We start from the raw sequence: 11,072 nt of genomic DNA on the forward strand, positions 1-11,072 counted from the left end.
CGGCCCTCGGGACGGCCGAGGCCCCGACGCAGGAGATCCCCATGCTCGACCTGCTGGCGCATGCCCTCGTCATCGGGGTGGTGCTGCTCATCCCCGTCACCGTCCTGCTGTTCACCGTACGCCGACCGGCCGGCGGTCGGCTCGGTGTGCCCGCGGCAGCGACGGCGGCGATCGCTGCCGGGCTCGTGACACTGGGCCTCGGCGCACTGGTGCACCTCGGGCCCGAGCGAGCCATGGTCCCCGCTGCGGTGGTGACCCTGTCCGTCCTCGCATGGTGGCCCGTCGCCCGGGACTGGGATGTCCGTGGCCTCGTCGCCTGGGCGATCACGCTCGACGTCGGCGTCGCCTACCTCGTGTACGTCGCCGTGTGGACCTTCTCCGTCGGCTGGAGTGTCGGCGCGGCGGTCTCCGCGGTCCTGCTGGTGCTGGAGCTCTTCGTCCTTCTCCTCGGCGTGGGCTATGTGTGGGAGTTGGTCGACGTGCTCGCGCGGCGACGCTGGGCGGATCCGCTCGCCGTCGCCGCCGGTGCGGGTGCCGAGCACAGACCGTTCGTCAGCCTCCACGTGCCGACCCACAACGAGCCGCCCGAGCTCGTCATCGAGACGCTGCGCACGCTTCTCGCCCTCGACTACGACGACTACGAGATCCTCGTGGTCGACAACAACACGACCGACCCGCTGCTGTGGCGGCCCCTCGAGGAGTTCTGCCACACCGACCCGCGGCTGGTCTTCATCCACCTCGAGGACTGGCCCGGCTACAAGAGCGGAGCGCTCAACTACGCGCTCACCCGCGTCGACCCCCGCACCGAGCTGATCGGCATCGTCGATGCGGACTACCACGTCAAGCGCGAGTGGCTGCGCGAGTGCGCGCCGATCTTCGCTGACTCGTCCGTGGCGTTCGTGCAGACGCCGCAGGACTACCGGGACTGGCGGGTGTCGTCGTACTTCCGCCGGCTGTACTACTCCTACAGCTACTTCTTCGACGTGTCCCAACGCTCCCGCCACGAGCGCAACGGCGCGATCTTCGGCGGCACGATGGGGCTCATCCGACGCTCGGCCCTGGTCGACGCCGGGCGGTGGGACGAGTGGTGCATCACCGAGGACGCCGAGCTCTCGTTGCGGCTGCTCCGCGCCGGCGGACGAGGCGTGCACATCGACAAGGCCTACGGGCAGGGGCTGATGCCACTCACCTTCGAGGCGCTCAAGAAGCAGCGCTTCCGCTGGTGCTTCGGCGGCATCCAGATCCTGCGGCTGCACTGGCGCTCGCTCATGCCCGGCGGCGGACCGGACAACCATCTGACGACGGGTCAGAAGTGGGCCTACCTCGTCGGCGGGCTGCAGTGGTTCAGCGACCTCGCCGGTCTCGCGTTCACCGGTTTCCTCCTCGCCGGTGCGCTCAACCTCCTCCTCGGAGGCGAGATGGTCATCCGCCGACTCTCCGGACTCCTCGTCCTCGCTGCGGTCGCGCTGGTGGTCCTGGGGGCGGTCCGTGCCGTGGCGCTCGTCCGCCGGAGCAGTGCGGAGGCGGGCTGGCGCGACGCGTTCGGTGCCTTCTGCATCTGGCTCGCTCTGGGGGTGACCGTCGCGCGTGCCTCGTGGCTGGGGCTGGTGTCGAAGCAGGGTGCCTTCCTCCGCACACCGAAGGTCAAGGGCGAGCCGCGCCTCCGCGACGCGGTGCGGGGCAACCGGATCGAGACGTCGCTCGCCGTACTCACCGGTGCCGGTGCTGTCGCGATCCTCGTCTCCGCCGCCGGGGCCGCGTCCCACCAGGCGGTGGCGATCATGCTCGCGATCCAGGCGTGCGGCTTCGCGGCGGCTCCGCTCAACAGCCTGGCGGCCATCCGCAGCGACCTGACCGAGGAGCAGCAGCGTCGTCGGAGTACGGCTGCGGGCATCGTGACGCCGGTCCGGCGCGGCGGTGCGGTGGCCACGGCGTTCGCGGGCCTGTCGGTGGCATTCGTGGCGTTCGCCGCCCCTGTGGGTGTGCAGCAGATGCCGTCGATGTCCGAGAGCGTGCACGAGCACCTGCGCCGGCCCGCCACATCGGCCCGCCGGACGCCAAGACCGTCGACGCCCGCGAGCACTCCTGCACCGACCGGATCGCTCGCCCTGCCCGTCGTGGCGCCCCCCTCGCGATCCGGTGCGAGCCGCTCGACCGGGTCCGCCCGGTCCGCACGGCCGACCCGTTCGCCCTCAGCCGTGCACACCACGGCGCGACCGACCGCGTCGCCGACGGTCCGCGCCACGTCGCCGACCGCTACGCACTCACCTCCGGGCCAGACCAAGACCACCACGGCCGCCCGACCCACCGGTCGGCCGAGCACCGCCCCGACCACCGGAGCCACCAAGGCGGCCCACAGTCCGAAGGGCAAGCCGACGGCCAGCCCGTCCTGAGATCGGCGCCGCGCTCAGGCGAGCTCGATCCAGTAGCGGCGGGTGCCGTTGCGGACGTCCTCCATGACGCCGCCTTGCGACTCGATCGTGTGGGCGGAGGCGACGTTGTCGTCGTCGCAGGTGACGAGGACACGGTCGACGCCGAGCGCCTTCAGGTGCTCGAGGGCGAGGCCGAGCGCGGCCGAGGCGTGGCCCTCACGGCGGCGCGACGGGCGGATGCCGTAGCCGACGTGCCCGCCACGGTCGATCAGGTTCTCGTTGAGCTCGTGCCGCATGTGGAGGAAGCCGACCAGCCGGTCCTCGTCGTCGGTGACCCAGAACTGGGTGGCGTGCACGCGGCCCTGCGGCGCGGGGCGGGAGGTGTCCATCAGGTGGGCCGAGACGATGATGTGCTGCGCCAGGCCCTCCTCGGTGATGCCGGCGTCGACCTCCCACATCCCGCTGCCGTGTGGGATGTCGGTCTCACTCCGCATCTCCGTGAGCAGGTCGCGCCACTCCTCGAAGCGGGTGAGGTCGGGGAGGATCAGCCGGGTCATGCCATGACCCTAGGTGCCGGAAAGACAGGTGCGCACAGGGTTTTCGGTTGGGCAGGATGACCACCGTGAGCATCCGACCGGCGACGCTGACGATGTCGACGCGATCTTGGAAGTGGGCCGCACGGCATGGCACGCGACCTACGTCCCGCTGGCTGGCGAGGACTATGTGCGCGAGGGCCTCGCGCAGTGGTGGACCGTGGAGTCGACGCTTCGTGCGATCGAAGGGAACCGGATCCTGGTCGCGGAGGTCGGGGACCGCGTGGTGGGGATGACGGGCTTCGGGCGCGACGGTGATGCGCTCGTCGTCTGGCGGCTCTACCTGCTGCCCGAGGCGCAGCGCCGCGGTCTCGGCCGAGCCCTGCTCGAGGCAGCCATCGAGTCACACAGAGGCGACGTCACGGCGGTGCGTCTCGCCCATATGGCCGGCAACGACAACGCACGCGCGTTCTATGACCGGATGGGCTTCGTCGAGACCCATCGCGAGTCCAGCAGCCTCGGCGGTCCTGACGACGTCTGGATGCGGCTCGACCTCAGCCGCTCACTAGACTGACCCCCATGCCTGAACTCTCCCGTGACGAGGTGCGCCACCTGGCCGACCTCGCCCGGATCGACCTGTCAGATGCCGAGCTGGACCACCTCGCACCGCAGCTCAACGTCATCCTCGAGTCGGTCGCGTCCATCCAGGGGGTGGCCGGTGACGACGTCGTCCCGACCTCCCACCCGATCCCGATGACCAACGTCTTCCGCGAGGACATCGTGGTGCCGAGCCTGACGCCGGAGCAGGCGCTGTCGGGTGCTCCCGAGCAGGAGGACGGCAAGTTCAGCGTCCCGCGGATCCTGGGGGACGAGCAGTGAGCGCATGGATCTTCAAGACCGCGGCCGAGCAGGCTGCGGCGCTGGCCGCCGGCGAGGTGACGAGCGTGGAGTTGGTGCAGGCGCACCTCGACCAGATCTCGTCCACCGACTCTGAGTTGAACGCGTTCCTCCACGTCGACGCCGAAGGTGCGCTGGAGCAGGCTGCCGCGTCCGATGCACGCCGTGCCGCCGGTGAGGCGCTGCACGAGCTCGACGGCGTACCGATCGCGATCAAGGACGTGCTGACGACCGCAGGCCTGCCGACGACCGCAGGCTCCAAGATCCTCGAGGGCTGGATCCCGCCGTACGACGGCACGGTGACTCACCTGATCAAGGCGGCCGGCCTGCCGATCCTCGGCAAGACCAACATGGACGAGTTCGCCATGGGGTCCTCGACCGAGAACTCGGCGTACGGACCGACCAAGAACCCGTGGGACCACACCCGCATCCCCGGTGGGTCGGGCGGCGGTTCGGCTGCCGCGGTCGCCGCCTTCCAGGCGCCGCTGGCGATCGGCTCCGACACGGGTGGCTCGATCCGGCAGCCCGGCGCGATGACCGGCACGGTCGGCGTGAAGCCGACCTACGGCTCGGTGTCGCGCTACGGCGTGATCGCACTCGCCAACTCGCTCGACCAGCTCGGCCCGGTGACGCGCACGGTCCTCGACTCCGCGCTGTTGCAGGAGCTGATCGGCGGTCACGACCCGCGCGACTCGACCTCGGTGCCGACCCCCGTGACCGGTCTCGTCGAGGCCGCGCGTTCCGGTGCCTCCGGCGACCTCGCCGGCCTGCGCGTCGGCGTGGTGAAGGAGCTGCAGGGCGACGCCTGGACCGCCGGCGTCGTCGAGCGCTTCGACGAGTCCGTCGAGCTGCTCAAGAAGATGGGTGCCGACGTCGTCGAGGTCTCGCTGCCGAACTTCGTGCACGCGATGGCGGCCTACTACCTGATCCTTCCGGCGGAGTGCTCCTCGAACCTCGCGAAGTTCGACGCCATGCGCTACGGCCTGCGCGTCACCCCCGACGGCTCGCCGTCGGCCGAGGACGTGATGCGCGCGAGCCGTGACGCGGGGTTCGGTGACGAGGTCAAGCGCCGCATCATCATCGGCACCTACGCCCTGTCGTCGGGCTACTACGACGCCTACTACGGACAGGCGCAGAAGATCCGCACGCTGATCATCGAGGACTTCAAGAAGGCCTTCGAGCAGGTCGACGTGCTCGTCAGTCCGACCGCACCGACCACCGCGTTCCCGATCGGGGAGAAGGTCGACGACCCGCTCTCGATGTACCTGCAGGACCTCGCCACGATTCCGGCCAACCTCGCGGGTGTGCCCGGAATCTCCATCCCCAGTGGGGTTTCGAGCGAGGACGGCCTGCCCACGGGCATCCAGTTCCTGGCGCCTGTCCTCGAGGACGCGCGGCTCTATCGCGTCGGTGCGGCCCTCGAGTCGGCGCTGCACGAGCAGTGGGGCGGACCGATCGTGCCGTCGGCGTACGCCAAGGAAGGCAACTGACATGACTGAGACGCTGATCGGCTTCGAGGAAGTCCTCGAGAAGTTCGACCCGGCGATGGGCCTGGAGGTCCACGTCGAGCTGAACACCAACACGAAGATGTTTTGCGGCTGCCCGGCGACCTTCGGCGGTGAGCCCAACAGCCACGTCTGCCCGACCTGCCTCGGCCTGCCGGGCGCGATGCCGGTGGTCAACGCCAAGGCCGTCGAGTCGGCCATCCGGATCGGCCTCGCGCTCAACTGCGAGATCGCCGAGTGGTGCCGCTTCGCCCGGAAGAACTACTTCTACCCGGACATGCCGAAGAACTTCCAGACCTCGCAGTACGACGAGCCGATCGCCTTCAACGGGTATCTCGACGTCGACATCAACGAGGGCGTGGGCGAGCCGGAGATCTTTCGGATCGAGATCGAGCGCGCGCACATGGAGGAGGACACCGGCAAGGCCACTCACGTGGGTGGCTCGACAGGTCGCATCCATGGTGCGGACTACTCGCTGATCGACTACAACCGTGCGGGCATCCCGCTCATCGAGATCGTGACCCGGCCCATCCTCGGCGCCGGCGAGAAGGCGCCTCTGGTCGCCCGGGCTTACGTGTCCGCCCTGCGTGAGCTGATCCGCGCGCTCGGTGTCTCGGACGTCCGGATGGACCAGGGCTCGATGCGCTGCGACGTCAACCTCTCCCTGGCTCCGAAGGGCTCCTCGACGCTGGGGACCCGGTCGGAGACCAAGAACGTGAACTCGCTGCGGTCGGTCGAGCGGGCCGTGCGCTTCGAGATGTCCCGGCACGCCGGCATCCTGCTGGGCGGCGGCTCGGTGCTGCAGGAGACGCGGCACTTCCACGAGGATGACGGCACCACGTCGTCCGGTCGTGAGAAGTCCGACGCAGAGGATTACCGCTACTTCCCGGAGCCCGACCTCGTTCCGGTTGCTCCGTCGCGTGAGTGGGTGGAGTCGCTGCGCGCGACGCTGCCCGAGCCGCCGTCGGAGCGCCGCGCGCGTCTGCAGGCCGAGTACGGATTCACCGACCTCGAGATGCGCGACGTGCTCGCCGCGGGTGCGCTGTCGCTGATCGAGGAGACGGTCGCCGCCGGCGCGACGCCGCAGGTCGCCCGCAAGTGGTGGATGGCCGAGCTCGTCCGCCGCGCCAACGACACCGGAGTGGCCCTCGAGGACGTCGGCGTGACGCCGGCGCAGATCGTCGAGGTTCAGCGCCTGATCGATGACAAGACGATCAACGACAAGCTGGCCCGTCAGGTCTTCGAAGGCATGTACGCCGGCGAGGGCTCGCCTGCTGAGATCGTCGCTGCTCGTGGACTCACAGTGGTCTCCGACGACGGCGCCCTCACGGCGGCGGTCGACGCTGCGATCGAGGCCCAGCCTGCCGTCGCCGAGAAGATCCGTGGTGGCAATCTCGGTGCCGTGGGCGCCCTCATCGGCCCCATCATGAAGTCGATGGGTGGCAAGGCCGACGCCGCCCGCGTCCGCGAGATCATCATGGAAAAGTTGAGCTGATCCGGTGGCCGAGCCGTTCCGGATCGCGCTGCTCATCGACGCCGACAACGCCAGCGCGAAGTCCATCGACTTCGTGCTCAACGACCTGGCGGAGTACGGCGAGTGCAACATCCGGCGCGCCTACGGCAACTGGACCAAGGATGGCCTCAAGCCGTGGATCGCTGAGCTCCACGACGCGGCGATTCGGCCGATGCAGCAGTTCGACCTGACCGCACAGAAGAACGCCTCCGACATCGCCCTGGCGATCGATGCGGTGGACCTCCTGCACTCGGCCTCGCCTGATGCGTTCGCGATCCTGTCGAGCGACTCCGACTTCACGCCGCTCGTGCACTACCTGCGGGAAAAGGGGCGTGCGGTCTACGGCTACGGCCGGAGCAAGACGCCGGCACCGTTCAAGAGCGCCTGCACTCGTTTCACGGAGCTCGACAAGGTCGTTCCCGGGGCCGATGCCGCGGAGCCTGCCAAGGCACCGGCGAAGAAGGCCTCCGCCAAGAAGACCGCCGCGAAGAAGTCCGACCCTGCTCCTGTTGACGTCCCGAAGGCCGGCACGGCGACAAGTGCCAACGACATCAAGGGCGACGCCCGGCTGATGGGCGTCCTGCGTAGCGCGATCGCCTCAGCGGCCGAGGACGACGGCTTCGCCCGAGTGAGCACGGTCGGCCAACGGATCCGCAACCAGTCGTCCTTCGACCCGCGGAACTACGGCTATTCGACGTGGACCAAGCTCTTCGCCGCCATCGATCTCTTCGAGATGCGCGGCGAGGGCACGTCGGAGGTCTCGGTCCGCGACCCCAAGGCCCACTGACCGCTGAACCTCGGTAGCTCAGAGTCACCAGGTGACGCTGCGTTACCGAGGTTCAGGGCTTGATGGCGCAGTTGGGGCCGCAACTCTGGGGGACTACTCGACATCCACGGCTCCACAGGACTCGTGCAAGCTGAAGCGCGGTCTCGCACGACTGTTCCATCACCTGTTGCCATCGCAGCCTCAACACCGACTGGCCCGCCACCAGATCGGCGAGGTCCCGGGCCGCATCGCGGTTTCCGGCCTTCCATGATTCATGGTTGAGGCGGCCGTCCAGCTCGATCACCAGCCCGAACTCCGCATAGGCGAGGTCGCGTCGCTGGGCACCGTCCTGCCGCGCAGCCTGGCGCGTGGGTGTTGGAAGGGCGTGCGGGCGTTCCACGCGGGTGAGGAACCCGTGCTCGAGGACCGACTCGGTGCCGAGCTCGATGTCGTCGAGCAGTGCGCTGACCAACGCTCGTCGGGGGAGGCGCGGGTGCGACTTGAGGGCCTTCCGAACCGCCTCAGCGGTTGTGCCGAAACGTCCGACCGTGTCGGCGAGTGCGGCCACCACCTCGCTTTCCGAGGTCGCCGCCGCAATCGTGACGAGCACGTTGTGCTCCATCTTTAGACGTGGAGGGGAAGTCGCGCCGCGGATCATCCCAGCCACGCCTGTGACGCGGTGGAGGACGAGTCCAGGCCGAGCCGCGGGGTGACGCCGCCCGTCCACCGCGAGATGGACCTCATCTGTATCGGCAGCTACACCGAGGACTGACGGTCCGCATAGCGCGGCCTTGCCCGGTCCGCCAGCCCAGAGCAACGCCGCCCATGCACGCTGGCGTGCCGTGAGGGGGCCGGTGTGGTCGACGTACACGCCGGGGTGAACCCTCGCCAGTTCGCGTCGCCGCACCGCACGGCGTACCTCGGCCTTCGTCCAGCCGCCCGCAATGAGTTGCCTCCAGGTGACCACGCCATCCTGCTCGCTGCGTTCGTACGCGAGCTGCTCGCGCATGACCGTCTGGAGGGCGGAGTCGGGAAGTGTCACGTGCTGACTCTGGCTCGAGACACGGACTCTGAAAAGCGGCCGTCCTTCGAGCTGTGGACAACCCCGGTAGCTCAGCGTCACCTGGTGACTCTGAGCTACCGAGGTCGGATGATCAGTCGATCTCGCCGGCAAGCGACATGTCGGTGAGCCACTCGACGGGGGCCTTGTCGTCGGTCCACACGGGTCCTCCGCGCAGGCCCGGCTCGAGGCGGCTGCCGATGTCGTTGACGAGGGACGAGACGTCGTCGGGGACGTCGACCGCGTCGAGCGCGGTGACCGGGGAGTCGCCGAGCGTGGCGATGAGCTGGCTGTTGGTCGGCTGTGCCGGGTTGCGCCAGACGTCGTCGTCGCCGAAGACCGAGCGCAGCGTGGCGGTCAGCGCCTTCTCCAGGGTGTCGGAGCCCTCGGGATGGGCCGAGTTGAGCACCAGCACGCCGCCCGGCGTGAGATGCGATCGCACCGAGGAGAAGAACTCCTGCGTCGTCAGGTAGAACGGGATGTAGGGCTGGCGATAGGCGTCCACCATGATCACGTCGAAGCGACGGTCGGAGGCGCCCAGCCACGGACGGGCGTCGGCGTCGTGGGTGACGAGATGGGGGCCCGACAGGTCGAAGAGGGACAGTCCGACGGAGGTGACGTCGGGGTCGATCTCCACAGCGTCCACGCGGGTGGAGGGGAAGTAGTGCCCGATCTGGCGTGCCGTCGTACCGGCTGCTGAGCCGAGGATCGCGACGGACGACGGCACGCGGCCACCGGCGAGCGAGAGGCCGAACATCTCGTCCCAGTAGCCGCCGGTGAGCCACTCGCCGGGGCGGTAGACCGAGTGCACGGCATGGCCCTCGTTGAGCTCGAGCCACCGGGTCTTGTCGGGATCCTCGATGACCCGGGCGTACTGGTACTCGGTCTCGCGCTCCCAGATCACCCGGCTGTCGCCGGAGGTCTCGGCCTTGACCGTTCCGGTGGGCGCAGCGATGAGGGCGAGGATCGCCGCGGGCACCATCACCGCGACCCAGCGGACGCGACCCACCAGCAACGGCACGGCCGCCAGGGCCATCAGCGCGGCGAAGATCAGGAAGGTCCGACGGGTCCCGACGACGGGGATGAGCAGCAGCGAGGCGGCGAAGGTCCCTACGAGCGAGCCGACCGTGCCGATGGCGGAGAGTCGTCCCGCCGTGCGACCGGCGTGGCCAGTGTCCGCCACGGCGCCGAGCCGCAGCCGCAGCGCGAAGGGAGAGACCATGCCCAGCAGCAGCAACGGCACCGCCACGAGCGCACCGACCCCGACGAGCGAGCCGAGGAACGTCGCCACGCTGAGCTCGTCGACCGCGCTCACCGCGGCCCGCAGGAACGGCCCGGAGACGAGCGGCACGATCGCCAACAGGACCGAGGCGATGAGCACCACCACGGCGAGGCGCCGCGGATCGGGCGAGCGGTCAGCCAGTCGGCCGCCGAGGGCGTAGCCGACACTCAGCGCGACCAGGACGATCGCGATGGTGTTGGCCCACACGATCGTCGAGCTGCCGAACCACGGCGCGAGCAGCCGCGCCGCCGCGATCTCGGCCCCGAGCGTGCCCGCACCCACGAAGAAGACGAGCACCTCGAGCGACCACCTACGCATGCGTGATCGCTCCGCCGCCCTTGTGCTGCTGATAGACCGCACTCAGCTCGTCATAGATTCCTGCCAGCCGCGTCACCCGGTCATTCAACTCAGGCCGTCCAAGGACCCGTACGCCGTCGGCCAGGTCATGACTCGTGAAGTAGTCGTTCACGCGGTTGTAGAGATCCCGCTTCGGAGCAGCCGTCTCACGATCGGGGTCGGGGACGGCGTACACGCCCTTGAGGATGGCGATGTCGTAGGGGATCGCGAACGACTCGGCACTGTCCTCGTGGCTGAAGAGGTAGGCGAACTCCGGGATCCCGCTCCACGCGACCCCTGAGAGGCAGAGTGAGCAGGGCTCGTGGGTGGCGAGCATGATGACGTCACCGATCGCCGGTCGTTCGCTGGCGGGCAGCTCGAAGAAGCGCTTGATCGTGTGGATCTCGCCATGCCACAGGGGGTTCTCGGTCTCGTTATTGGTCTCGGCGATCACCAGCTCGAGGGTCTCGCGGTGGAGGAGTGCGGCGCCGAAGATCTTGTTGCCGAGCTCGACGCCCGACCGAGTCAGAGGTACGACGTCGTGCTCGATGACATCGAGCAGCCTGCCTGCGGTCACCGGGTCCGTGAGATCGATCATGGCGGCAGTCTTCCAGTGGGGTAGTGTCCCGGGCTGGGCACCTCGACCGAGGACCCGGACAAATCCATATCGCCCGCTCGTGGGGGAAGTCGGTGAGACTCCGACGCTGACCCGCAACCGTGTGCCGCTCCCTCGGGGCGGCGAGCCGGAGCACCTGCCGCGGCGCGACCTGACAACCACGCTGTCGAGGAAACACAGCAGGTGTCGCGG

The 11,072-nt window shown here is 69.0% G+C and carries 10 protein-coding genes and 1 riboswitch; of the genes, 6 read left to right on the forward strand and 4 right to left on the reverse strand.

What is annotated here, in order from left to right; translation table 11 throughout:
- Positions 1-41 precede the first annotated feature (41 nt).
- On the forward strand, positions 42-2,393 hold the full coding sequence (locus LH076_RS04245) for a glycosyltransferase family 2 protein (protein ID WP_227782756.1): 2,352 nt from the start codon (positions 42-44) through the stop codon (positions 2,391-2,393).
- Between the two features lie 14 nt (positions 2,394-2,407).
- Here the strand turns inward: LH076_RS04245 and LH076_RS04250 are convergent, their stop codons facing one another.
- Complete coding sequence (locus LH076_RS04250; protein WP_227782757.1) at positions 2,408-2,929, reverse strand: GNAT family N-acetyltransferase; 522 nt, start codon at positions 2,927-2,929, stop codon at positions 2,408-2,410.
- Positions 2,930-2,957: 28 nt separating this feature from the next.
- On the opposite strand from LH076_RS04250, the gene LH076_RS04255 reads away from it, so the two are divergent.
- From LH076_RS04255 to LH076_RS04275, 5 genes are read left to right on the forward strand one after another with little or no spacing between them, the layout of a single operon-like run.
- Positions 2,958-3,479, forward strand: a complete 522-nt coding sequence (locus LH076_RS04255; RefSeq protein WP_227782758.1) for a GNAT family N-acetyltransferase — start codon at positions 2,958-2,960, stop codon at positions 3,477-3,479.
- A 5-nt stretch (positions 3,480-3,484) separates the two neighbouring features.
- Complete coding sequence (gene gatC / locus LH076_RS04260; protein ID WP_227782759.1) at positions 3,485-3,784, forward strand: Asp-tRNA(Asn)/Glu-tRNA(Gln) amidotransferase subunit GatC; 300 nt, start codon at positions 3,485-3,487, stop codon at positions 3,782-3,784.
- Entirely contained in the window at positions 3,781-5,292 is a 1,512-nt protein-coding gene (gene gatA, locus LH076_RS04265) for an Asp-tRNA(Asn)/Glu-tRNA(Gln) amidotransferase subunit GatA (protein WP_227782760.1), read from the forward strand. The genes gatC and gatA overlap by 4 nt, the downstream gene beginning before the upstream one ends.
- 1 nt (position 5,293) lies before the next feature.
- Positions 5,294-6,802 (forward strand): Asp-tRNA(Asn)/Glu-tRNA(Gln) amidotransferase subunit GatB, encoded by a 1,509-nt coding sequence (gatB, locus tag LH076_RS04270; RefSeq protein WP_227782761.1) that lies wholly within the window; start codon positions 5,294-5,296, stop codon positions 6,800-6,802.
- Between the two features lie 4 nt (positions 6,803-6,806).
- Positions 6,807-7,607 carry an NYN domain-containing protein gene (locus LH076_RS04275; protein ID WP_227782762.1) on the forward strand — a complete coding sequence of 267 codons (801 nt, stop codon included), beginning with the start codon at positions 6,807-6,809 and terminating at the stop codon, positions 7,605-7,607.
- Positions 7,608-7,659: 52 nt separating this feature from the next.
- Here the strand turns inward: LH076_RS04275 and LH076_RS04280 are convergent, their stop codons facing one another.
- The 3 genes from LH076_RS04280 to LH076_RS04290 are packed head-to-tail and all read right to left on the reverse strand — an operon-like array spanning position 7,660 to position 10,862.
- A complete protein-coding gene (locus tag LH076_RS04280) occupies positions 7,660-8,709 on the reverse strand; it encodes a type IV toxin-antitoxin system AbiEi family antitoxin domain-containing protein (RefSeq protein WP_227782763.1) in 1,050 nt (349 codons plus the stop codon).
- A gap of 31 nt (positions 8,710-8,740) precedes the next feature.
- Positions 8,741-10,246, reverse strand: coding sequence for a spermidine synthase (locus LH076_RS04285; RefSeq protein WP_227782764.1), 1,506 nt, complete (start codon positions 10,244-10,246; stop codon positions 8,741-8,743).
- Positions 10,239-10,862, reverse strand: coding sequence for a nucleoside deaminase (locus LH076_RS04290; protein WP_227782765.1), 624 nt, complete (start codon positions 10,860-10,862; stop codon positions 10,239-10,241). Before LH076_RS04290 ends, LH076_RS04285 begins: the two co-directional genes overlap by 8 nt.
- 83 nt (positions 10,863-10,945) lie before the next feature.
- Positions 10,946-11,017, forward strand: a riboswitch (cobalamin riboswitch).
- The last annotated feature ends 55 nt before the right edge of the window (positions 11,018-11,072 follow it).

The organism is Nocardioides sp. Kera G14, from assembly GCF_020715565.1.
Lineage (GTDB): Bacteria > Actinomycetota > Actinomycetes > Propionibacteriales > Nocardioidaceae > Nocardioides.